Source organism: Actinocorallia sp. A-T 12471 (assembly GCF_033875155.1).
In the GTDB taxonomy this organism is placed as follows: Bacteria; Actinomycetota; Actinomycetes; order Streptosporangiales; family Streptosporangiaceae; genus Actinocorallia.
This window is the reverse complement of the sequence record NZ_JAWZTE010000013.1, coordinates 40,380-61,907: the sequence shown is the minus strand read 5'-3', so window position 1 is coordinate 61,907 and position 21,528 is coordinate 40,380. Positions and strand designations below refer to the sequence as shown.

At 71.7% G+C, this 21,528-nt stretch carries 22 protein-coding genes; 19 read left to right on the top strand and 3 right to left on the bottom strand.

Translation table 11 applies throughout. The features are described from left to right. The first annotated feature begins 124 nt into the window (after positions 1–124). The 7 genes from R9X44_RS29130 (at position 125) to R9X44_RS29100 (ending at position 6,813) form a co-directional block, all read left to right on the top strand. Positions 125–1,150 carry a LacI family DNA-binding transcriptional regulator gene (locus tag R9X44_RS29130; protein WP_319817525.1) on the top strand — a complete coding sequence of 342 codons (1,026 nt, stop codon included), beginning with the start codon at positions 125–127 and terminating at the stop codon, positions 1,148–1,150. Next, positions 1,147–1,875 carry a (Fe-S)-binding protein gene (locus R9X44_RS29125; protein ID WP_319817524.1) on the top strand — a complete coding sequence of 243 codons (729 nt, stop codon included), beginning with the start codon at positions 1,147–1,149 and terminating at the stop codon, positions 1,873–1,875. The genes R9X44_RS29130 and R9X44_RS29125 overlap by 4 nt, the downstream gene beginning before the upstream one ends. Beyond that, entirely contained in the window at positions 1,872–3,329 is a 1,458-nt protein-coding gene (locus R9X44_RS29120) for a lactate utilization protein B (RefSeq protein ID WP_319817523.1), read from the top strand. The genes R9X44_RS29125 and R9X44_RS29120 overlap by 4 nt, the downstream gene beginning before the upstream one ends. Continuing rightward, on the top strand, positions 3,326–3,919 hold the full coding sequence (locus tag R9X44_RS29115) for a LutC/YkgG family protein (RefSeq protein ID WP_319817522.1): 594 nt from the start codon (positions 3,326–3,328) through the stop codon (positions 3,917–3,919). Before R9X44_RS29120 ends, R9X44_RS29115 begins: the two co-directional genes overlap by 4 nt. Beyond that, positions 3,916–5,349: a rhamnulokinase family protein gene (locus R9X44_RS29110; protein ID WP_319817521.1), complete on the top strand. Its 1,434-nt coding sequence runs from the start codon at positions 3,916–3,918 to the stop codon at positions 5,347–5,349. The genes R9X44_RS29115 and R9X44_RS29110 overlap by 4 nt, the downstream gene beginning before the upstream one ends. Before the next feature lie 178 nt (positions 5,350–5,527). After that, positions 5,528–5,692 (top strand): hypothetical protein, encoded by a 165-nt coding sequence (locus R9X44_RS29105; protein ID WP_319817520.1) that lies wholly within the window; start codon positions 5,528–5,530, stop codon positions 5,690–5,692. Next, a complete protein-coding gene (locus tag R9X44_RS29100; RefSeq protein WP_319817519.1) occupies positions 5,692–6,813 on the top strand; it encodes a YeiH family protein in 1,122 nt (373 codons plus the stop codon). The genes R9X44_RS29105 and R9X44_RS29100 overlap by 1 nt, the downstream gene beginning before the upstream one ends. Before the next feature lie 309 nt (positions 6,814–7,122). Here the strand turns inward: R9X44_RS29100 and R9X44_RS29095 are convergent, their stop codons facing one another. From R9X44_RS29095 to R9X44_RS29085, 3 genes are read right to left on the bottom strand one after another with little or no spacing between them, the layout of a single operon-like run. Then, positions 7,123–8,145: an NADP-dependent oxidoreductase gene (locus R9X44_RS29095; RefSeq protein ID WP_319817518.1), complete on the bottom strand. Its 1,023-nt coding sequence runs from the start codon at positions 8,143–8,145 to the stop codon at positions 7,123–7,125. Positions 8,146–8,168: 23 nt separating this feature from the next. Beyond that, entirely contained in the window at positions 8,169–9,194 is a 1,026-nt protein-coding gene (locus tag R9X44_RS29090; RefSeq protein ID WP_319817517.1) for a hemolysin family protein, read from the bottom strand. Beyond that, positions 9,191–10,591, bottom strand: coding sequence for a hemolysin family protein (locus R9X44_RS29085; protein WP_319817516.1), 1,401 nt, complete (start codon positions 10,589–10,591; stop codon positions 9,191–9,193). Before R9X44_RS29085 ends, R9X44_RS29090 begins: the two co-directional genes overlap by 4 nt. A 316-nt stretch (positions 10,592–10,907) precedes the next feature. Between R9X44_RS29085 and R9X44_RS29080 the strand changes: the two genes are divergently transcribed. From R9X44_RS29080 to R9X44_RS29025, 12 genes are all read left to right on the top strand, one after another. After that, a complete protein-coding gene (locus tag R9X44_RS29080; protein ID WP_319817515.1) occupies positions 10,908–11,636 on the top strand; it encodes a FadR/GntR family transcriptional regulator in 729 nt (242 codons plus the stop codon). Positions 11,637–11,732: 96 nt separating this feature from the next. Then, positions 11,733–12,233 carry a MaoC family dehydratase N-terminal domain-containing protein gene (locus tag R9X44_RS29075; protein WP_319817514.1) on the top strand — a complete coding sequence of 167 codons (501 nt, stop codon included), beginning with the start codon at positions 11,733–11,735 and terminating at the stop codon, positions 12,231–12,233. Next, positions 12,230–12,673: a MaoC/PaaZ C-terminal domain-containing protein gene (locus R9X44_RS29070; RefSeq protein WP_319817513.1), complete on the top strand. Its 444-nt coding sequence runs from the start codon at positions 12,230–12,232 to the stop codon at positions 12,671–12,673. Before R9X44_RS29075 ends, R9X44_RS29070 begins: the two co-directional genes overlap by 4 nt. Before the next feature lie 83 nt (positions 12,674–12,756). Beyond that, on the top strand, positions 12,757–13,290 hold the full coding sequence (locus tag R9X44_RS29065) for a MaoC family dehydratase (protein WP_319817512.1): 534 nt from the start codon (positions 12,757–12,759) through the stop codon (positions 13,288–13,290). Beyond that, positions 13,287–14,315, top strand: a complete 1,029-nt coding sequence (locus R9X44_RS29060; RefSeq protein ID WP_319817511.1) for an LLM class flavin-dependent oxidoreductase — start codon at positions 13,287–13,289, stop codon at positions 14,313–14,315. Before R9X44_RS29065 ends, R9X44_RS29060 begins: the two co-directional genes overlap by 4 nt. After that, the gene (locus R9X44_RS29055) at positions 14,312–15,514 is read left to right on the top strand and encodes a CoA transferase (RefSeq protein ID WP_319817510.1); all 1,203 of its coding nucleotides are present in this window, start codon (positions 14,312–14,314) and stop codon (positions 15,512–15,514) included. Before R9X44_RS29060 ends, R9X44_RS29055 begins: the two co-directional genes overlap by 4 nt. Further along, positions 15,511–16,851 carry an MmgE/PrpD family protein gene (locus R9X44_RS29050; RefSeq protein ID WP_319817509.1) on the top strand — a complete coding sequence of 447 codons (1,341 nt, stop codon included), beginning with the start codon at positions 15,511–15,513 and terminating at the stop codon, positions 16,849–16,851. The genes R9X44_RS29055 and R9X44_RS29050 overlap by 4 nt, the downstream gene beginning before the upstream one ends. Beyond that, positions 16,841–17,929 carry a RidA family protein gene (locus R9X44_RS29045; protein WP_319817508.1) on the top strand — a complete coding sequence of 363 codons (1,089 nt, stop codon included), beginning with the start codon at positions 16,841–16,843 and terminating at the stop codon, positions 17,927–17,929. The genes R9X44_RS29050 and R9X44_RS29045 overlap by 11 nt, the downstream gene beginning before the upstream one ends. Then, complete coding sequence (locus tag R9X44_RS29040; protein ID WP_319817507.1) at positions 17,926–19,068, top strand: acetyl-CoA acetyltransferase; 1,143 nt, start codon at positions 17,926–17,928, stop codon at positions 19,066–19,068. The genes R9X44_RS29045 and R9X44_RS29040 overlap by 4 nt, the downstream gene beginning before the upstream one ends. Then, positions 19,065–19,487 (top strand): Zn-ribbon domain-containing OB-fold protein, encoded by a 423-nt coding sequence (locus R9X44_RS29035; RefSeq protein ID WP_319817506.1) that lies wholly within the window; start codon positions 19,065–19,067, stop codon positions 19,485–19,487. Before R9X44_RS29040 ends, R9X44_RS29035 begins: the two co-directional genes overlap by 4 nt. Further along, positions 19,488–20,651, top strand: a complete 1,164-nt coding sequence (locus R9X44_RS29030) for an acyl-CoA dehydrogenase family protein (RefSeq protein ID WP_319817505.1) — start codon at positions 19,488–19,490, stop codon at positions 20,649–20,651. Then, the gene (locus R9X44_RS29025; protein WP_319817504.1) at positions 20,648–21,490 is read left to right on the top strand and encodes a CoA ester lyase; all 843 of its coding nucleotides are present in this window, start codon (positions 20,648–20,650) and stop codon (positions 21,488–21,490) included. Before R9X44_RS29030 ends, R9X44_RS29025 begins: the two co-directional genes overlap by 4 nt. The last annotated feature ends 38 nt before the right edge of the window (positions 21,491–21,528 follow it).

The following is a 21,528-nucleotide window of genomic DNA, read 5'->3' as shown; positions in this document are numbered from 1 at the left end:
CTGGCATGCCAGAGTCGTCAAGTCCCAAGTCACGGCAAATTTACGTACTTGACACGTTTTAATGATGGGGTCAGAGTATGTGATGCTTTCTGCCCACGAACCCCCCTGAACTGCGAGGAGCCCCATGGCGACGACCGCCCCCGGCCCGCGTGAGGGGACCGTCGGCATCAAGCAGGTCGCCAAGGCCGCCGGCGTCTCCCCCGGAACCGTCTCCAACGTGCTCAACCGGCCCGAGCGGGTCGCCCCCGCGACGCGCGAGCGGGTGGAGGAGGCGATCAGGGCGCTCGGCTTCGTCCGCAACGGCTCGGCCTCCAGCCTGCGCGCGGGCGTGGGCCGCCTCGTCGGCCTGATGGTCCACGACCTCGCGAACCCGTTCTTCAGCAGCCTGGCGCGCGGCGTCGAGGATCTGATGAGCGAACGCGGCTACGCCGTCATCCTGTGCAGCTCGGCCACCTCCACCGACCGCGAGCACCGCAACCTGCGCATGCTCGCCGAACAGGGCGTGCGCGGCGTGCTGGTGACCCCCGTCGACAGCGGCGGGCCCGACGCGCTCGCCCTGCTGTACGAGCGCGGCATCGCCGCCGTCATGCTCGACCACGCCGCCACCCGGCCGCAGCAGTGCTCGGTCACCGTGGACGACGTCGCGGGCGGGCAGATGGCCGTCACCCACCTCCTCGAGGCGGGCGCGCGCGACATCGCCTACGTGTCGGGGCCGCTGACCCTGCGGCAGTGCGCCGACCGGCGCGCGGGCGCGCGCAAGGCCGTCGAGCTGGCCGGGCACGGCGCGATCCGCGACGTGACAGTCGGCGACATGACCCCCGCGTCCGGGCAGGAGGCCGCCGACCGCCTGCTGGCCGAGCTGCCCGACGCCATCTTCTGCGCCAACGACCTGCTGGCCATGGGCGTCATGCGGACTTTGCTCCGGCAGGGCGTGCGCGTGCCCGAGCGCGTGCTCGTGATCGGGTACGACGACATCGAGTACGCGACCGCGTCGGCCGTCCAGCTCAGCTCGGTGCGCCAGCCGACCTACCGGCTCGGCAGGATCGCCGCCGAACTGCTGCTCGACGAGTGCGACGACCCCGAGGGCCACGCCCACCAGCAGATCCTGTTCCAGCCCGAGCTCGTCGTCCGGGAGTCGACAAGACAGTGAAGATCGCCCTATTCGCCACCTGCGTGAACGACACGCTCTACCCCGGCACCGGCAAGGCCGTCGTCCGGATCCTCGAGCGGCTCGGCCACCAGGTGGTCTTCCCCGAGGCGCAGACCTGCTGCGGGCAGATGCACCTCAACACCGGCTATCCCGACCAGGCGATGCCGCTCATCAGGTCGTTCACCGACACGTTCGAGGACTACGACGCGGTCGTCGCGCCGTCAGGCTCGTGCGCGGCGATGGTCCGCGACTGGCACGGCAAGACCGCCGCCCGCCAGGGCGACCACCGCCTCGCCGAGCGGGCGTTCGCGCTGACGCCCCGGGTGTACGAGCTCGCCGAACTGCTCGTGGACGTGCTGGGCGTCACCGACGTCGGCGCGGTCTTCCCGCACCGGGTCACCTACCACCCGACCTGCCACGGTCTGCGGATGCTGAAGCTCGGCGACAAGCCGCTGCGGCTGCTGCGCGAGGTCGAGGGCATCGACCTCGTCGACCTGCCCGACGCGACCGAGTGCTGCGGGTTCGGCGGCACGTTCGCGCTGAAGAACGCCGACGTCTCCGCCGCGATGTGCGCCGACAAGACCGCCGCGGTCAAGCAGACCCGCGCCGAGGTGCTGTGCGCCGTCGACAACTCGTGTCTGATGCACATCGGCGGCACCCTGTCCCGCCAGCGCAGCGGGGTGCGGGTCATGCACCTCGCCGAGATCCTCGCGAGCACCCGATGAGCGCCACGACCGACCCGCACGCCGACGCCACAGCCACGCGCATGCCGACCTACGTCGGGATGCCCTCGTTCCCCAAGGCCGCGCACGAGGCCGTCGCCGACACCCGGCTGCGCCGCAACCTCGCGCACGCCACCGGCACGATCCGCGAGCGGCGCGCCGCGGCGGTGACCGAGCTCGACGACTGGGCCGAGCTGCGCGACGCGGGCAAGCGCATCAAGGACCACACCCTCGAATACCTGGGCCACTACCTCCGGATGCTCGAGGAGAAGGTGACGGCCGCAGGCGGCGTCGTGCACTGGGCGCGGGACGCCGCGGAGGCCAACGCGATCGTCGCGCGCCTGGTCAAGGAGACCGGCGAGACCGAGGTCGTCAAGGTCAAGTCGATGGCCACGCAGGAGATCGGGCTCAACGAGGCGCTCGCCGAGCACGGCATCACCGCGCTGGAGACCGACCTCGCCGAGCTGATCGTGCAGCTCGCCGACGACAGGCCCTCGCACATCCTCGTCCCGGCGATCCACAAGAACCGGGCCGAGATCCGCGACCTGTTCAGCCACCGGATGCCGTCCGCGCCCGCCGACCTCACCGACGAGCCCGCCGACCTTGCCGAGGCCGCGCGCCGCCACCTGCGCGCCAAGTTCCTGACGGCCAAGGTCGCGGTGTCCGGCGCGAACTTCGCGATCGCCGACACCGGGACCGTCCTGGTGGTGGAGTCCGAGGGCAACGGCCGCATGTGCCTGACCCTGCCCGAGACGCTGATCACCGTCATGGGCGTCGAGAAGCTCCTCCCGACCGCCCGCGACCTCGAGGTGTTCCTCCAGCTGCTGCCGCGCTCCTCGACGGCCGAGCGGATGAACCCGTACACGTCGGCGTGGACGGGGGTCACGCCGGGCGACGGGCCGCAGAACTTCCATCTCGTCCTGCTCGACAACGGGCGCACCGACGTCCGCGACGACGAGGTCGGGCGGCAGGCGCTGCGCTGCATCCGCTGCTCGGCCTGCCTGAACGTCTGCCCGGTGTACGCGCGCGCGGGCGGCCACGCGTACGGCTCGCCCTACCCGGGCCCGATCGGCGCGATCCTGTCGCCGCAGATCCGGGGCATCGGCTCGAAGGTGGACGCGTCGCTGCCGTTCGCGTCATCGCTGTGCGGCGCGTGCTACGAGGTGTGCCCCGTCGCGATCGACATCCCCGAGGTGCTGGTGCACCTGCGGGCGAAGGCGGCCAAGAAGCTGCCGGAGAAGGCCGTCATGAAGACCGCGGCGTGGGGGCTGCGCTCCCCCGCGAGGCTCGCGCTCGGCCAGTTCGTCGCGGGCAAGGCGCGGTTCGTCGCGCCGCACCTGCAGTTCCCGCGCGCCTGGGCCGACACCCGCGACCTGCCCGCCCTGCCCAAGGAGTCGTTCCGCGCCTGGTGGAAGCGCACCCGCGGCGACGCCACCGACCCGAAGGACGGCTCATGAGCGCCCGCGACGACATCCTCGCCAGGCTCGGCAGGCCCGAGGGCGACCCGGACGCCGAATACCGGCTGCTGCACCGGGGCTACCTGGAGAGGCACCACGCCGACGGGATCGTCGAGTTGTTCGCCGAGCGCGTCGCGCACTACCGCGCGATCGTGCACCGGGTGGACGAGGCGGCGCTTCCCGGGGCGATCGCCGCCGCGCTGCGGCCCGGCGCTTATGTCGTGCCCGAGGGCGTCCCCGACTCCTGGGTCAGCTCGATCGAGCCGTCCCGGCTCGTCGGCCCCGACGCCGACCTGACGCGGGTCGCGGGTACCCTCACCGGCTGCGCGGTCGGGATCGCCGAGACCGGCACGATCGTGCTCGACCACACGGCCGGGCAGGGGCGGCGGGCGCTCACCCTCGTGCCCGACCACCACCTCGTCGTCGTGCGCGCCGACCAGGTCGCCGCCGACGTGCCCGAGGCGGTCGCCCGGCTCGTCATCACCCGTCCCCTCACCTTCATCTCGGGCCCCTCCGCGACGAGCGACATCGAACTGTCCCGCGTCGAGGGCGTCCACGGACCCCGCACCCTGGAGGTGTTCGTCGTATGACCGCGCGTATCGCCGCCGTCGACCTTGGCGCGTCCAGCGGCCGCGTCATCACCGCGCGGGTGGGCGACGGCCTGCTCGACCTGACCGAGGCGCACAGGTTCCCCAACCGGCCCGTCGAGGTCGCCGGGACCCTGCACTGGGACATCCTCGCGCTGTACCGCGACGTCCTCGACGGGCTCGCGCTCGCCGGTGAAGACGTGGCGTCGGTCGGGATCGACACGTGGGCGGTGGACTACGGGCTGCTCGACTCCTCAGGGGCGCTGCTGGGCAACCCCGTGCACTACCGGGACGACCGGACCGAGGCCGTCATCGACGACGTCCACGCCAAGCTGCCGCCCGAGCGGCTGTACGCGGTCAACGGGCTGCAGTTCCTGCCGTTCAACACGCTCTACCAGCTGGCCGCCGAACGGTTCCTCGACCGGGCAGAGACGCTGCTGCTCATCCCCGACCTGCTCGCCTACTGGCTGACCGGGGAGCGCGGCGCGGAGGTCACCAACGCCTCGACCACCGGCCTGTACGACGCGAGCACCGGTGCCTGGTCCGCCGAGGTCGCCGGAGCGGTCGGGCTGCCGTCCGGGCTGCTTCCCGGGCTGCGTCAGCCGGGGACGCCGTCGGGGCTGCTGAAGGCGTCGACAGGGCTTCCCGGGGTGCCGCTGACGGCTGTGGCGTCGCACGACACCGCGTCGGCGGTCGCGGCGGTTCCGGCCGCGGACGAGAACTTCGCCTACATCTCCTGCGGCACCTGGTCGCTGGCCGGGGTCGAGCTGCCCGCGCCGATCCTCACCGAGGCGAGCCGCGCGGCGAACTTCACCAACGAGGCGGGCGTGGACGGGACCGTCAGGTACCTGCGCAACGTCATGGGCATGTGGCTGGTGTCGGAGTCGATGCGCGCGTGGGGGATGCCGTCGGCCGAGCTGCCCGCGCTGCTCGCGGCGGCCGCCGAGGTGCCCGGGCCGCGCAGCGTCGTGGACCCCAACGACCCGTCGTTCATGCCGCCCGGCGACATGCCCGCGCGGATCGCCGCGTACTGCTCGCGGACCGGGCAGACGGTCCCCGGCACTCGGGCCGAGACCGTCCGCTGCATCATGGACAGCCTCGCGCTCGCGCACCGGGCGGTGCTGCGGGAGGCGGCCGAGCTTTCGGGACGCAGGATCGACGCGGTGCACCTCGTCGGGGGCGGGTCGCGCAACGCGCTGCTGTGCCAGCTCACCGCCGACGCGACCGGCCTTCCCGTCGTCGCGGGCCCGGCCGAGGCGACCGCGCTCGGCAACATCGGCATGCAGGCGCGCGCGCTCGGGCTGATCCCCGACCTGCCGTCGCTGCGGTCCCTCATCGCCGAGACCCAGCCGCTTGAGCGGTACTTCCCTGCGACGTCGCAGACAGCGTGGCTTGACGCCGCCGCGCGTCTTGAGGCGTTCGCGGCCGCCTAGGGCGGGTCTCACCATCTGAACCGGTTCACTCACCCGGTGTTACCGAGAAAATCGCAAGATCTCGATATTTCCTATTGAGTTCATATGGATTCGGAGGGATCATCGCGGATACCTGACGGGCGCGTTCGGGGGACGCCCGGGAAACCTAGACGGCACTGCCGTGGAAAGGCGATCCGCGATGAGCGACCCCGAAAAGCCGACGGCGGCACCCCCGCCCACCACCACGGAGACCGAGACCGAGACCAAGACGGCCTTCAACGAGGACTGGGCCGCGACCGCGCTCGGCCTCGTCCTGCTCGCGCTCGCGCTGACCGGGATCATCCCCGTCGGGCTGGTGCCCTGATGAGCACCGACCAGCAGGCGGTCAGCCCCGCCCCCGCGCCCAAGACCGAACGCGCCCTGCTGTGGGGCCTGCTCGGCTTCCTCGTCGTCCTGATCCTCGGCTCGATCACGCGGCTGCTGGAGACGAAGGTCCCCGAGTGGTTCTCCGGCTCCGACCTCGCCTCGGCCATCGAGTACCCCATCTACGCGATCCTGCTCGGCCTCGCGGGCAACGCGATCCTCACCGTCACCGGCGTGCGCGACAGGCTCTCGGGCGGCTTCCGCACCGAGTTCCTGATCAAGACCGGCCTCGTGCTGCTCGGCGCGTCGATCAACCTGAAGGTCATCGTCACCGCCGCCGGGCCCGCCATCATCCAGGGCATCGTGCTCATCAGCGCGGTGTTCCTGTTCACCTGGTGGCTCGGCGGCAAGCTCGGCCTCGACGACAAGCTGCGCGCGCTGCTGTCGGCGGCGGTGTCGATCTGCGGCGTGAGCGCCGCGATCGCCGCGGCCGGGGCCGTCCAGGCGCGGCGCGAACAGCTCGCCTACAGCGCGAGCCTCGTCATCGCGTTCGCGCTGCCCTCGATCTTCATCCTGCCCGCCCTCGCCTCGGCGTTCGGGCTGTCCGACGCCGTCGCGGGCGCGTGGATCGGCGGCAACATCGACACGACGGCCGCGGTCACCGCGGCGGGCGCGCTCGCCGGTGACGAGGCCCTGGAGATCGCCACGATCGTCAAGGTCACCCAGAACGCGCTCATCGGCGTCGTCGTCATCGCGCTCACCGCCTGGTTCGCGTTCAAGATCGAGAAGACCCCCGACGCACCGCGTCCGACCCTCGGCGCGTTCTGGCAGCGGTTCCCGAAGTTCGTCCTCGGCTTCATCCTCGCCTCCGCCGTCGCGACCTGGTTCCTCACCACCGTCTCCTCCGCCGACGGCAAGGCGACCATCGGCGTCGTCAACGACCTGCGCGTCTGGTTCCTCATCCTCGCCTTCGTCAGCATCGGCCTCGAGTTCCGCGTCAGCGCCCTCAAGGAAGCCGGCTGGCGCCCCGTCATCGTCTTCGCCTCCGCCACCGTCGTCAACATCCTCCTGGCCCTCGGCCTGGCCCTCCTCCTCTTCAACAACTTCACCGTAAGCACCTAGCCGTCCACCCTGGGCCCGGGCCCGCCACGCGCGCACCCCGGGCCCAAACCCATGCCTAACGTCACTTTCCGGACATTCCTTTGCGGCCCTGCCGTTGACGGCCAACCGCCGCGTCCCTACTTTTTGGGAAGAGCCCCCGCCCGCCGCACACCCGACATGTGCGGACCGGGGGCCCGACACCGCCGCGACGCGGGCGGAGAGGCCACGGCCTCGGTGATGGAGTGGCGCGACTCGTTCGTCGCCGGGGTCGTCCCGGCGCGTCCTTCCGGGCGACTGACCCGCCGGGGAGGACGCGCCTCACAGGGGGCTTTAGGTGGTGTCGGTCAGGCGGACTAGCATTTTGCCGGTGTTGTCGCCCTTGAGGATGCCCAGGAAGGCGTCGAGGGCGGAGTCGATGCCGGTGGTGAAGGTTTCGCGGTACTTAAGTTCGCCGGAGGCTACCTTGGGGGCCATGTCGCGGTGGAACTCGCCCGCGAGGTCGGCGTGGTCGCCGACCAGGAAGCCCTCGATCCGGCCTCGGGTCTGGATGAGGCGGGAGAGGTTGTTGGGGCCGGGGGCGGGCTCGGTGTCGTTGTAGCGGGAGATCATGCCGCAGATCGCGATCCTGCCCTTCAGGCGGAGCGCGCCGAGCGCGGCCTGGAGGTGGTCGCCGCCGACGTTGTCGAAGTAGACGTCGATACCCTCGGGGGCGGCCTTGGCGAGCTGCTCGTCCACCGGGGCGTCCTTGTAGTTGAAGGCCGTGTCGAAGCCGAGTTCGTCGCGCACCCACGCGACCTTCTCCCGGCTGCCCGCCGAGCCGACCACGAGCCCCGCGCCCTTGATCCTGGCGATCTGGCCCGCGGTGCTGCCGACCGCGCCCGCCGCGCCGGACACGAAGACCCGGTCGCCGGGGCGCAGGCCCGCGATCCGCATCAACCCGGCATACGCGGTCAGACCCGTCATGCCGAGGACGCCGAGGTAGGCGCTCAGCGGGACGCCCTCGGCGGGCTGGAACTGCGACGCCTCCCCCGCCTCGAGCAGCGCGTATTCGCGCCAGCCGAGCATGTGCCGCACCAGGTCGCCGCGCGCGAGGCCGTCGGCCTCGCTGGCGATCACCTCGCCGATCGCCCCGCCCGTCATGGGCTCGCCGAGCTCGTAGGGGGCGGCGTAGGACTTGGCGTCCGACATCCGCCCCCGCATGTAAGGGTCGACTGACAGGAAGAGGTTCCGGACGAGCACCTGCCCGCCCCCGGGCTCGGGGACCTCGACCTCGGTCAGGGCGAAGTCCTCGGGCACCGGGGTTCCGACGGGCCGACGCATGAGCCGCCATTCGCGGCCGGTGACAGAAGCCATGCCCCACCCCTACCCCCGGGGCGTCATGCCGTGGTCAAGGCCCCTCCCTGACGGGGGTTCAGGCGGCGCAGGATGTCGGTGATCGTGACGACCCCGGCGACCTCACCGCCCTCGGTCACCAGCACGAGCTGGTTGGCGGTCTCCCGCATCTGGGTGAGGGCCGCGTAGACGGGGGTCGCCGCGTCGATCGCGTGGGCCGGACGGACCAGCGGGGCGATGGGGGCGTCGGCGGGTGAGACGAGGGTGTCGCGCACGTGCACGACCCCCCAGTCCGCGCCAGGGCCGGGCACGAGGATGCGCAGATGGCCCGAGCGGCGGCTCATCTCCTGCACGTCGGCGACCGTGGCGTCCGGCCCGACCGACGTCGGGCTGACGCCGGGCCTGACCAGCTCGCCCATCCGCAGGTTCTGCAGGTCGATCGCGCCGGAGAACTGCGAGGAGTAGCTGGGGTCGAGCGCGCCGACGTTCGCCGAGTGCTCCACGAGATGGCGCAGCGCGGCGGGGTCCTGGCCCGCGCCGACCTGGTCGGCCGGGTCGACCCCGACGAGGTGCAGGCACCTGTTGGCGAGGCCGTTGAGCGCCTTCAGCAGCGGCCTGGTCAGCCACATGAAGCCGCGCATCGGCAGCGCGAGCAGCGTCGCCGACTTCTCCGGGTGCGCGATCGCCCACGACTTGGGGGCCATCTCGCCGATCACCAGGTGCAGGAACGTCACGATCACCAGCGCGAGGACGAACCCGGCGGCATCGGCGACCCACAGCGGCGCGCCCCAGTGCTCGAACACCGGGGTGAGCCAGTGGTGCACCGCGGGCTTGGTGATCGCGCCGAGCGCGAGCGTGCAGATGGTGATGCCGAGCTGGGAGCCGGCGAGCAGGACCGTCAGCTCCGAGGCGCTGCGCAGCGCGGCCCGCGCCGACCTGCTGGTCTGCGCGGCGTCCTCGAGCCGGTGCCGCCTCGCGGCGATCAGCGCGAACTCGACGGCGACGAAGAACGCGCTCAGCGCGATGATCACGACGGTGACCAGCGCGACGAGCCACGGGTTGCCGGTCACGCGTCCCTCCCTTCCCTGACGGCCTCGACCGACTCGTCCGCCTCATGGGGTTCGTCCGGCTCGTTGACCTCGAGGCGGATGGACGACGGCACATGGTTGTCGATCTCCAGGACCTCGACGTGCACCCAGCGGGTGGGCGGCTCGTCGGTCCTGGCGAGGTCGGCGGGGTCGGCGGGCAGCTCGATGTCGATCTTGGCTCCGGTCTCCGGCAGGCCGCCGTGCGCGGCGATGACGAGGCCCGCGATGGTCTCGTAGTCGCCCTCGGGAAGGCGGTGGTCGATGGTCCGCTCGACCTCGTCGATGTGGAAGTCGCCGGGGATGATCCAGGCGTCGCCCGAGGCCGTCGCCGACGCCTCCTCGTCCACGTCGTGCTCGTCGGTGATCTCGCCGACCAGCTCCTCGGACAGGTCCTCGAGGGTGAGGATGCCCGCGAAGCCGCCGAACTCGTCGATGGCGCAGGCGAGCTGGGCGCGCTCGGCCGTCATGTGGTCCAGGGCCGCCGGGAGCGGGGTGAGGGTGGCCAGGACCGTCGCGGAACGCATGATCGACGTGGCGGGCAGCGCGTTGTCCGGCGCGGCGAGCACGTCGTCAAGGTGGATGACGCCGACGACGTGGTCGTCGTCATCAAGGACGGGGTAGCGGGAGTGGCCGGTGGCCATCCGCGAGCGGACGTCGGCGATGGTCTCGTCGGTCTCCACCACGTCGACCCGCGAGCGGGGGATCATGGCGTGCTCGACGTCGCGGTGCGGGAAGTCGAGGATCCGGTCGAGCAGGATCGACAGGTCGGGCGGCAGGTCGCCGCTGCGCCGCGAGTCCTTGACGATGTGGGCCAGGTCGCGTGCCGTCGCGGAGTGCTCCACGTCGTGGACCGGCTCGATCCGCAGCGTGCGCAGCAGCAGGTTGGAGGCCGCGTCGAACACGTGGACGAGCCAGCCGAACGCCTTGAGGTACACCAGCGTCGAGGCGGCGAGCCACTTGGCGACGGGCTCCGGCCTGGCGATCGCGAGGTTCTTGGGGAACAGCTCGCCGAAGACCATCTGCACGAGCGTGGAGAAGGCGAGCGCGAGCACCGTGCCGATCGCGACGCCCGCGCCCTTCGGCACGCCGGTGCCGCCGAGGAGCTCGCCGAACGCGCGGCCGATCAGGGGCTCGGCGACATAACCGACGAGCAGTCCCGTCACGGTGATGCCGAGCTGCGCGCCCGAGAGCATGAACGAGGTGCGGCCGGTGACCTTCAGGGTGCGCGCGGCGGCCTTGTCTCCGGCGTCGGCGCGGGCGTGGAGCCTGGAGCGGTCCACGGACATGAAGGCGAATTCCTGGGCCACGAAGTAGCCGGTCAGGGCGGTGATCGCGAGGACCACGGCGACGCCGAGCAGCAGGGAGAGCACGGTGATCATCGGTCGACCGGCCTCTTTCTGGCGGCGCTACCGGATCGGGTGGCGCGGGATCGGCCCGCGCCGGTGGTCGTGCGGTGGGTATGGTCGGGGTCCAAGGTGGCTCTCTGTGTTCGTACGGGATCACGGGATACAACGATCAGGCGTTCTGTCCGGTTCCCGGAGGAGGACGCGCTGATCACACAGGTCATACCCTGCCCCTTCCCGCTCATCGGCGTCGCCCTCCCCCTTTCGGCAGCGCGTCCCTGGCCGGAATACATCGGAGTTTTACCGTGGTAGTTTCAACGTCTGACCTTTGCGAGCGGGACGGGGTCGAAGGATGGCGAGACAGAACGAGGACGGCGCGGCCCCGTCACTGCCGGTGACCCGGCTGCGGCCCGCCTACCAGCAGGTGGCCGACCAGCTGCGCGACCTCATCCTCGACGGCTCCCTCGCGCCCGGCGACAGGCTGCCGCCCGAGAGCGAGATCGGCGGGAACTTCGGCGTCAGCCGCAGCACGGTCCGCGAGGCGCTGCGCGTCCTGACCTCCCAGGGCCTGGTCCGCACCGCGCGCGGCACGACGGGCGGCACGTTCGTCTGCCGGATCGCGCCCGACCAGATCAGCGACTACCTCGAGGTCGGGCTCGGCCTGATGTCCGGGTCCGCCGACCTGCCCCTCGCGGCGATCCTCGAGGCGCGTGAGCTGCTCGAGGTCCCCGCCGCGGCGCTGGCGGCCGAGCGCCGCGAGGACCGGCACCTCGAGGCGCTGACCGCGGCGATGGAGCGGGAGAAGCGCACCCGGGGCCGGAGCATGAAGTTCCGCGAGCACCGCAACTTCCACGACGTGGTCATGGACGCGACCGGCAACGGGCTGCTGACGATCATGACCGAGCCGGTGTTCCACGTGCTGCGCACCCGCTTCCTCAAGCCGGAGCAGCCCGAGTTCTGGAGCCGGGTGGACGACGACCACCAGCTGATCATCGACCGGATCGCGGCGGGCGACGGCCCCGGCGCGAGCGCGGCGATGCGCGAGCACCTCGGCAACATCCGCGGGGCCTACCGACAGTAGTGGCGGGCTTGACCCGCGCCCCGGCCCCTCCCCTAGACTCCGCGATATGTCTGACATTAACCGTCGGACGGCTCTCCATCTCCCTAGGGACGAGGCATGAAACTCCTGACCGATGAGGTCCGGGCGCTCGTCGGAAGCAAGCGGGTCTACACCGCGCCGGAGGAGTTCGGCGGCGCGGCGGGCCGGTACTTCGGCATCGCGATCGGCGACCACAACCCGCTGTACTCCGACCCCGACTACGCCCGCGCGCAGGGCCTTGACGGCGTCACCGCGCCGCCGACCCTGATCTGCGAGACCAACCAGTACGCCAACCTGCCGATCCCGCCCGACGGGTACGCCGGGCACGAGTGGGGCATCGAGATCCCCGGCACCCGCAAGGTGCGCGGCGGGAACTCCTACACCTTCCACCGCCGCCTGCGCCCCGCCGACGTCGTCACCGCGACGTGGGAGATCACCGACGTCACCGGCAAGACGACGCGGTCGGGCGCGGAGATGCTGATCATCTCCTCCAAGGCGACCTACACCGACCAGAACGGCGGCCTCCTCGCCGAGAACGAGGAGACGATCATCTTCGTGGAGCTGGAGGGAAGCCGGTGAGCGAGGCGGGCACGCACACGGTCGGGGAGACGGTTCCGCCGCTCGAGCGCAAGATCGGCCTCGCGGACATGGTCGCCTACGCGGGCGCGACATGGGACTGGTACCGGCTGCACTACGACCCCGAGTACGTGAAGAAGGCGCAGGTCCCCGGCCCGGTCGTGGACGGGCAGGTGTTCGGGGCGCTGCTGGTGGAGCAGATCCAGGACTGGCTGGGTCCCCAGTCGTTCGTGCACAAGCTTGACTTCACCTTCAAGGCGCTGGTGTTCGCCGAGGAGACCGTCCGGTGCGAGGGCACGGTGACCGAGGTCGGCGAAGACTATCTGGTGCTCGAACAGCGTGTGGTCGTCGTCGGGCCGGACGGGGCGGCGGCCCGGGTGGCGGCGGCCCCCGCGCACGCGCGCGTCCTGCTCGGCGTCCCGGACGGCCCGGCAGCGCGCTGAACCCCGGGACTTGAACCCGAATACGTCAGACCTTTAGTCTTCTGGGTAAAGGTCTGACGTTTTAGCCAGCAGGAGGAGTCGCGGTGACCGTTCACGAGGCCGGTATCGGCAAGTACTACGAGGACTTCGTCATCGGCGACGTCTACCAGCACCCGTTCGGCAGGACGATCAACGAGGCCGACAACACCTGGTTCACGCTGCTCACCCTGAACACCAACCAGAACCACTTCAACGCCGACTTCGCCGCCCGCGCCCCCTACGGCAAGATCATCGTCAACTCCGGGCTGACCGTCGCGATGGTGCTCGGCCTGTCGGTGATCGACATGTCGCAGACCGCGCTGCTCAACCTCGGCTGGACCGACATCAAGCTCACCCACCCGGTGTTCGTCGGCGACACCCTCTACTCGGAGTCGATCGTGCTGGACAAGCGCGAGTCCAAGTCGCGGCCTTACGCGGGCATCCTCACCTGCAAGACACGCGGCCTGAACCAGGACGGCGACGAGGTCGTCTCCTGGACCCGCTCTGTGATGATCTACAAGAAGGGCGCACAGAACGACAAGGGGTACTTCCCCGTCGCCAAGACCGGGGAGATGACCCTTCCCGAGGCGTCCGCGTGAGCAAGCTCAAGATCACCTTCGGCCCGTGGGGGGAGACCCTCACGGAGCTCGTCGCGGCGGGCCGGGCGGCCGAGGAGGCCGGGGCGACCACGCTGTGGGTGCCCGAGCTGCACCGCAGCGCGACGGTCTCGGCGGCGGCTCTGGCGGCGGGCACGTCACGGGCCAGGGTGGGGACCGCGATCGCGCTCGCCTTCACCCGCAGCCCGATGGTGACCGCGCTCGAGGCGATGGACCTTGACGAGATGTCGGGCGGGCGTTTTGTGCTCGGGCTCGGCACCGGCGTCAAGCGGCTGAACGAGGACTGGCACAACGCCCGCTGGGGCAAGCCGGTGACGCATCTGCGCGAGACCGTCGCGGCGGTCCGGCACATCGTCGCGCGCGCCGGGGACGGTGAGCCGATCGCGCTGGACGGCGAGCACGAACCCGTCAGGATCAGGGGCTACCAGCGGCCCTACCCGCAGGCGCGCAAGGAGATCCCGGTCTACCTCGCCGCGATGGGCCCGGCCATGACGCGGCTGGCCGGCGAGATCGGCGACGGGTGGATCTCGCACGAGCTGTGCTCGCCGTCCTGGCTCGCCGAGCGGTCACTTCCCCCGCTGGAGGAGGGCCTGGCGAAGGCGGGCCGTGACCGCGCCTCCCTCGACGTCGTCGTCTCGGCCGCCTGCTCGATAGACGGCGACAAGGCGGTAGCGCGCGGCAGGGCCGCCGGGACCGCAGGGTTCTACGCCTCGGTGCGCACCTACGCCGAGTTCTTCGCCTTCCACGGCCTCGCCGACGACCAGGACAAGGTGATCGAGGCGTTCCGCGCGGGCGCGGGCGCGGACTTCCTCGCCCCCGCCGTCTCCGACCGGATGACCGACGCCCTTACCCTGACGGGCACGCTGGACGAGGTCGCGGAGCGGGTCTCGGCCTACGCGGGCCTCGCCGACTCCGTCAAGCTCACCCCGCCGACCCACGGGATCGACGCCGCCGACATCAGGGCCGCCCAGGCCCGCATCATCGAACTGATCAGGGAGCTGTCGTGAAGCCGCTGGAGGACGTCAGGATCATCTCCCTCGAGCAGTACGGCGCGGGACCGTTCGGGTCGCTGCACCTCGCCGACCAGGGCGCGGAGATCATCAAGATCGAGGACCCGCGCACGGGTGGGGACGTCGGACGTTACGTGCCGCCGTACGCCGAGGAAGAGGACTCGATCTTCTACGAGACCTTCAACCGGAACAAGAAGTCGATCTCGCTCGACATGGCGACACCTTCTGGCCGCGCGGTGTTCGAGGACCTGGTGCGCGGCGCGGACGCGGTCTACTCCAACCTGCGCGGCGACGTCCCCAAGAAGCTGCGGATCACCTACGACGACCTCAAGCACCTCAACCCGAAGATCGTCTGCTGCTCGCTGACCGGCTTCGGGATGACGGGTCCGCGCGCGAAGCAGCCCGGATACGACTACATCCTCCAGGGCCTCGCGGGCTGGATGGACATCACCGGCGAACCGGACGGGCCGCCCACCAAGTCGGGCCTGTCGCTCGTGGACTACACGGGCGGGTACGTCGCCGCCCTGTCCCTGCTGACGGCGCTGCACGCCGCGCGGCGCGACGGCGTCGGCATGGACTGCGACGTGTCCCTGTACGACACGGCGATCTCGATGCTCACCTATCCGGGCACCTGGCACCTGAACGCCGGGTTCACCCCGATTCGCACCCGGCACTCGGCGCACCCGTCGCTCGTGCCGTTCCAGGCGTTCGAGGCGGCCGACGGCTGGATCGTCGTCGGCTGCGCCAAGCAGAAGTTCTGGGAGCGGCTGACCGTCGTGCTGGGCCGTCCCGACCTCGCCGAGGACGCCAGGTTCGCGACCTTCGCCGACCGGCAGCGCAACGCCGACGTGCTGCTCCCCGAGCTTGAGAAGATCATCGCGACCCGGACCGTCGCGCAGTGGCTTGAGCCGATGACGGCGGCCGCGATCCCGTGCGGGCCGATCAACGACGTGTCCGAGGCGCTCGCCGAGGAGCACACCGTCGCGCGCGACCTCATCGTGGAGACCGAGCACCCGCGCTACGGCACCCTGAAGAACCTCGCCTCGCCCGTGCGGGTCGGGTGGGACAAGCCCGAGTACGTGCGCGCGCCGCAGCGCGGGGAGCACCAGGACGAGGTCCTGGCCGGGCTGCTCGGCTACTCCCCCGCGCGGATCGCCGAACTGACCGGCGACGGCGCGTTCGGGACGCCCGCATGAGCACGATCGCCGAGGAACTCGCCGCCCGGGCCCTGCGCCTCAGGCCCGAGGACGTGCCCGAGACCGTCCGGCGCGCGGCGCTGCGGCATCTGCTCGACGCCGTCGGCGACGCGTTCGCCGGGGCCCGCGCGGGCGCGGCCGACGCCGCCGTCCGCACGGCCGAGGCGATGGGGCCAGGCGACGCGCTGATCCTCGGCGGCCGTACCCGGGTCTCCCGGCCCGCCGCCGCGCTGGCCAACGGCGTCCTCATCCACGCGCTCGACTTCGACGACACCCACGCGGGCGGCCTCGTGCACGCCTCCGCGCCCGTCGTCCCGGTCGTGCTCGCCGAGTCCGCCGGGGTGTCCGGCGCGGAGGCCGTCACCGCCCTGGTGGTCGGCCTTGAGACGATCTGCCGGCTCGGCGCGGCGGCCCCGCACGGCTTCCACGCGGTCGGCCTGCACGCCACCGAGGCGTGCGGGGTGTTCGCCGCCGCGCTCACCGCCGCCCGGCTGCGCGGCCTGACCGTCGAGCAGACGGTGAACGCGCTCGGCATCGCGGGCAGCCGCGCGGGCGGCCTGCTCGAATTCCTCAACACCGGCAGCTCCACCAAGCAGCTGCACCCGGGCTTCGCCGCCTCCGACGGCCTCACCGCCGCCGCCCTCGCGAGCGCAGGGGCCACCGGCCCCGCGACGGTCTTCGAGGGCGAGTACGGCGTGTACCGCGCGCTGGCCCGCCGCGACGCCGACCGCGCCGCGATCCTCGACGGCCTCGGCACCCGCTGGGAGGCCGCGCGGATCACCGTCAAGCCGTATCCCGCCTGCCAGCTCATGCACGCCCAGCTCGACGCCGCCCGCGCGGCGCGCAACGCGGGCGTGCCGCTCGACGGCGTCGTGGAGATCGCCGTCCGGGCGCACCCGGACGCCGCGAAGATCGTCTGCGGCCCCGGCAAGGAGTCGCCGCGCACGTCCTATGACGCGAAGTTCAGCCTCCCGTGGAGCGTCGCGGCGATGCTGACCGACGGCGAGGTCACCGTCGCGACCTACGACCGGATCGAGCGGCCCGAGCTGCGCGCGCTCGCCGCGAAAGTGCGCACCGAGGTCGTCGACTTCCCCGGCGTCGCCGCCGACCAGCCGGGACGCGTCGTCGTCCGGCTCGAATCCGGCGCGACCGTCACGGGCGAGGTCGCGCGCAGCGGCGGCGGCCCCGACGACCCCGCGATCGACGCGCTCGTGCGCGCCAAGGCCCTGGCCAACCTCGGGCCCGGCGGCCCGGCGCTCTCCGACGTGATCCTCAGCCTTGCCGACGCGGCGTCCCCGGCCGCCCTCATCAGCGCATTGGAGAACCATGAGCTCTAGCACCACCCGGCTGTCCGCGGTCGCGGGCGGCGTCGCCGAGGCATACGCTGGCGCGTTCGCGGCCCTCGCCGACGCGGGCCTCGGCCCGTCCGACGTCGTGTACGTGGTGGAGTACGCCACCGGCGCTGCCCTCGACGGGTACGCCGAGGTCGCGGCCGCGCGGGAGGCGGCCCTCGCCGGGCAGCGGGTGCCCGTCGCGACCGTCGGCGTTGAGGCGCTGCCGGAGGAGGGCGCGACCCTCGCGGTGGAGCTCACCGCGTTCCCGGGCGGCGGCACGCTGGTCGAGGCGCACCCCGACCACGGCTTCCACCGGGGCACGGTACGGATCGCCGACGACATCGTCTACCTGCCGAGCGTCCACCCGCACGACGGCACCGCGATCGTGCACGCCGACGACTTCCGCGAGCAGTACCGCCACACCCTGGAGAAGACCGGCGAGCTGCTGAAGGCGGCGGGGCTCGGTCTCGACGCGCTCGTCCAGACGACCGACTACACAGCGCGCGCCACCCGCGCGCAGTACCCGCGCTGCGGCCGTCCCCGCAAGGAGCTGCTCGGCGGCACCGGAAGCGACGGCAAGCCGGTGCACCCGGGCGCGGCCGGGATCGTCATCGACCAGGCCGTGGTGCCCGGCGCGATGGTCTCGCTCGACGCGATCGCCACGACGACCCCGTTCAAGGCGGTGAACCCCGGCTGGAAGCGGTACGCGACGCTGACGTACAAGCCCGGCCTGTCGAACGGGCGGACCCTGTTCATGTCGGGGTTCGGGTCGCTGGAGCCCGCCACCCAGAAGGCGATCTTCGAAGGCGACCTCCTCGCGCAAGCCGAGTACACGTACGCGAGCATCGCCGCTGTGCTGCGCGAGGCGGGCCTGGGCGAGGACCTGCCTTACGGCTCGGTGACGCGGCTCGTGGAGTACATCACCCCCGACGCCGTCGAGCGTTACCCGGAGATCGCCGAGATCCGCCGCAAGTACTTCGGCGACTCCCCCGCGCTCACCTCCGTGGTCTGCTCGGCGCTGCTGCGTCCCGAGTTCCTGATCGAGGTCGTGCCGACCGCGGTGTTCGGGGACGGGGCATGACCGTCGCGATCGTCGGGGCGGCCGAGTCCGACCTCGGGGTGACCGGCAAGTCGATCCTCACCCTCCAGACGCAGGGGATCACCCGCGCGCTGGCCGACGCCGGGCTCACCCTCGCCGACGTCGACGGCCTCGCCACCTCGGGCGTCTCGCGGTTCTCGACGCCGCAGCTCGCCGAGTACCTCGGCATCGCCCCTGCCTGGTCGGACTCCACGTTCGCGGGCGGGTCGGCGTTCGAGATGTACGTGGCGCGGGCCGCGCAGGCGATCGAGGCGGGGCAGTGCTCGACCGTCGTCATCTCCTACGGCTCCAACCAGCGTTCGGCGAGGTCGCGGTCGCTGGGCGGGGTGCAGGAGTCGCACCTTCCCCAGGCCCAGTTCGAGGACCCGTACGGGCCGCTGTTCCCGCTGTCGTACTACGCGATGGCCGCGCAGCGGTACCTGCACGCCTACAAGGGCGACCGTGAGTGGCTCGCCGAGGTGGCCGTCGCGGCACGGGAGTGGGCCCTGCTCAACCCGAAGGCGTTCCGTTACGGGGCCGGGCCGTTGACCGTCGAGGACGCGCTCGCCGCCAAGCCGATCTCCTCCCCGCTCACCGTGGCGGACTGCTGCCTGGTCACCGACGGGGGCGGCGCGGTCGTGCTGACGTCGCTGGAGCGGGCGCGCGACCTGCCCAAGCCGCCCGTCGTGGTCCTCGGGTACGGGGAGTCCACGACGAACGCGGGCATGATCGCGGCCGACGACCTGCTGCGTCCGGGGTCCGTGGCGTCCGGCGCGGCGGCGTTCGCGATGGCGGGGCTCACGCCGTCCGACGTGGACGTCCTCCAGCTGTACGACTCCTTCACCATCACCGTGCTGCTCACCCTCGAAGGGCTCGGGTTCTGCGCGCCGGGCGAGGCCGGCGAGCTCGTCGCGTCCGGGGCGACCCGGCCGGGCGGGTCGCTGCCGACCAACACCTCGGGCGGCGGCCTGTCCTACAACCATCCCGGCATGTTCGGGCTGCTGCTGCTGGTCGAGGCGGTCCGGCAGCTGCGCGGCGAGTGCGGAGACCGCCAGGTCGCCGACGCCGAGATCGCGCTCGCGCACGGCACGGGCGGCATCTTCTCCACCCACGCCACAGTCCTGCTGGGGGCCGACCGATGAGCGCACCGGAGATCCCCACCGACGAGATCACCGAGCCGTGGTGGGACGCGACGCGTGCGCGTCGGCTGACCGTTCAGCGCTGCGCGGCCTGCGGACGCCTCCAGCACTACCCGCGCGCGCTGTGCACCGGCTGCGGCGGCACGGACCTGGACTTCGTCGACGTGTCCGGCGACGCGACGGTCGACGCGTTCACCGTCGTGCACCGCTCCCCGAGGCCCGACCTTCAGGCCCCCTATGTCGTCGCGCGCGTGCGGCTCGCCGAGGGGCCGATCCTGCTCACCCAGCTCGAAGGCGCGGAGCCCGGCGTGTGGCGGTGCGACGACCCCGTCAAGGTCGCCTGGCGGGCGCTGCCCGACGGCCGTCACCTTCCCGTGTTCCGTCCCGCCGCGTCCGGCGCGGACCAGAAAGCCGAGGACTAGATGGACTTCTCCCTTTCGGAGGAGCAGAAGCTCTTCCGCGACACCCTGCGCGACTTCGCCAACAAGGAGATCCGCCCGGTGGCGATGGAGTGGGAGGCCACGGGCCGCTACCCCACCGAGATCGTCGAGGGCATGAAGCAGCTCGGGCTGTTCGGGCTGACCGTGCCCGAGGAGTACGGCGGCCTCGGCGTCGACATGGTGTCGTTCGCGCTGGTCTTCGAGGAGATCTCCAAGGCGTGGATGGGCATCGCGGGCATCCTCGGCAGCCACTCCCTGGCCTGCTGGATGATCGCCAAGCACGGCACCGAGGAGCAGAAGGCGCGGCTGCTGCCCGCGCTGGCGACCGGCGAGCGCCGCACCGGCATCGGCCTCACCGAGCCGGGCGCGGGCACCGACCTGCAGGGCATCGCCACCACCGCGCGCCTGGACGGCGACCACTACGTCGTCAACGGCGCGAAGACGTGGATCACCAACGCGCGGTACGCGGACCCGCTGCCGGTCCTGGTGAAGACCGACCCGACCGCGTCGCCCGCGCACAGGGGCATGTCGGTGCTGCTCATCGACGCCGACACCCCCGGCTTCGAGGTGTCGCGCGACCTGCCCAAGCTCGGCTACAAGGGCACCGAGTCGTGTGAGATCACCATCACCGACTGCCGGGTGCCCAAGGAGAACCTGCTCGGCGGCGTCGAGGGACGCGGCATGCAGCAGGTCCTTTCCGGGCTGGAGATCGGACGGGTGAACGTCGCCGCGCGCTCCCTCGGCATCGCCCAGGCCGCCTACGACGAGGCGCTGTCCTACGCCGGGCAGCGCGAGGCGTTCGGCAAGCCGATCCACGACTTCCAGGCGATCCAGCTCAAGATCGCCGAAATGGGGATCAAGGTCCAGGCGTCGCGGCTGCTCGTCTACTGGGCCGCCTCCCAGGCCGACGCGGGCCACCGGATCGACATGGAGGCGGGCATGGCCAAGACCTTCGCGTCGGAGGCCGCGATCGAGTGCGCGCTGACGTCGATGCAGGTCCACGGCGGCTACGGGTACTCCAAGGAGTTCGTCGTGGAGCGTTTGTACCGTGACGCGCCCTTGATGAGCATCGGCGAGGGCACCAACGACATCATGCGGACGGTCATCGCCAAGGCGCTCATCAGCGGCAAGGGCGTCGTCGGATGACGGCACGCTCGGCCCTCTACGTCCCCGGCGACGCGCCCGACAAGCTGGCCAAGGCGCTCGGGCGCGGGGCCGACGAGCTGATCGTCGACCTTGAGGACGCGGTTCCGCAGGGGGGCAAGGAGGCGGCGCGGGAAACCGTCGCATCCTGGCTCGCTTCTCGCGAAGAGGGCGTTCCTGGCCCTGCGGTATGGGTGCGCATCAACCCGGGCGAACAGGGCCATGAGGACGTCCAGGCTGTTGTCGCCCGGGGCGTCGCGGGCGTCTGTGTGGCGAAGGCGGAGGATCCGGACGACCTCGTGGCGCTCGACGCGCTGCTGACCTCGTTGGAGGCCGAGCGTTCCGTGGCTCCCCTGGGCGTGGTGCCTTTGCTGGAGTCCGGTGAGGCGGTCTTCCGGGCGCGTGAGCTGGCCCGCGCCCCGCGCGTCACGCGGCTCCAGCTCGGCGAGGCCGATCTCGCCGCTGACCTCGGCGTCGAGCCCGGCCCGGACGGGCTTGAGCTGCTGTGGTGCCGTTCCCAGGTCGTCGCGGCGAGCGCGGCGGCGCGGATCGCCGCGCCGATCGCGCCCGTCAGCGTCAACTTCCGCGATCTCGCCGGGCTGCGGGCGTCCACCGAGGCGCTGCGGCGGCTCGGGTTCTGGGGACGCGCCTGCATCCACCCGGCCCAGATCCCGGTGGTGAACGAGGTATTCACGCCGTCGGCCGAGGCCGTCGCGAAGGCCAAGGACGTGCTGGCGCGCTATGAAGCGGCGCTGGCTTCCGGCTCCGGCGTCTGCGTGGACGCCGAGGGCCGGCTGATCGACGAGGCGGTGGTCCGCTCCGCACGCCGTCTCCTCGGGTGACCTCGCGCGGCCCCCGTGCCGCGCGAGGTCGTCTATGA

Coding starts and splice junctions, on each gene's coding strand:
- R9X44_RS29130 (WP_319817525.1), top strand. CDS start 125: ATGGCGACGACCGCCCCCGGCCCGCGTGAGGGGACCGTCGGCATCAAG.
- R9X44_RS29120 (WP_319817523.1), top strand. CDS start 1,872: ATGAGCGCCACGACCGACCCGCACGCCGACGCCACAGCCACGCGCATG.
- R9X44_RS29115 (WP_319817522.1), top strand. CDS start 3,326: ATGAGCGCCCGCGACGACATCCTCGCCAGGCTCGGCAGGCCCGAGGGC.
- R9X44_RS29110 (WP_319817521.1), top strand. CDS start 3,916: ATGACCGCGCGTATCGCCGCCGTCGACCTTGGCGCGTCCAGCGGCCGC.
- R9X44_RS29105 (WP_319817520.1), top strand. CDS start 5,528: ATGAGCGACCCCGAAAAGCCGACGGCGGCACCCCCGCCCACCACCACG.
- R9X44_RS29100 (WP_319817519.1), top strand. CDS start 5,692: ATGAGCACCGACCAGCAGGCGGTCAGCCCCGCCCCCGCGCCCAAGACC.
- R9X44_RS29095 (WP_319817518.1), bottom strand. CDS start 8,145: ATGGCTTCTGTCACCGGCCGCGAATGGCGGCTCATGCGTCGGCCCGTC.
- R9X44_RS29085 (WP_319817516.1), bottom strand. CDS start 10,591: ATGATCACCGTGCTCTCCCTGCTGCTCGGCGTCGCCGTGGTCCTCGCG.
- R9X44_RS29080 (WP_319817515.1), top strand. CDS start 10,908: ATGGCGAGACAGAACGAGGACGGCGCGGCCCCGTCACTGCCGGTGACC.
- R9X44_RS29075 (WP_319817514.1), top strand. CDS start 11,733: ATGAAACTCCTGACCGATGAGGTCCGGGCGCTCGTCGGAAGCAAGCGG.
- R9X44_RS29050 (WP_319817509.1), top strand. CDS start 15,511: ATGAGCACGATCGCCGAGGAACTCGCCGCCCGGGCCCTGCGCCTCAGG.
- R9X44_RS29045 (WP_319817508.1), top strand. CDS start 16,841: ATGAGCTCTAGCACCACCCGGCTGTCCGCGGTCGCGGGCGGCGTCGCC.
- R9X44_RS29040 (WP_319817507.1), top strand. CDS start 17,926: ATGACCGTCGCGATCGTCGGGGCGGCCGAGTCCGACCTCGGGGTGACC.
- R9X44_RS29035 (WP_319817506.1), top strand. CDS start 19,065: ATGAGCGCACCGGAGATCCCCACCGACGAGATCACCGAGCCGTGGTGG.
- R9X44_RS29030 (WP_319817505.1), top strand. CDS start 19,488: ATGGACTTCTCCCTTTCGGAGGAGCAGAAGCTCTTCCGCGACACCCTG.
- R9X44_RS29025 (WP_319817504.1), top strand. CDS start 20,648: ATGACGGCACGCTCGGCCCTCTACGTCCCCGGCGACGCGCCCGACAAG.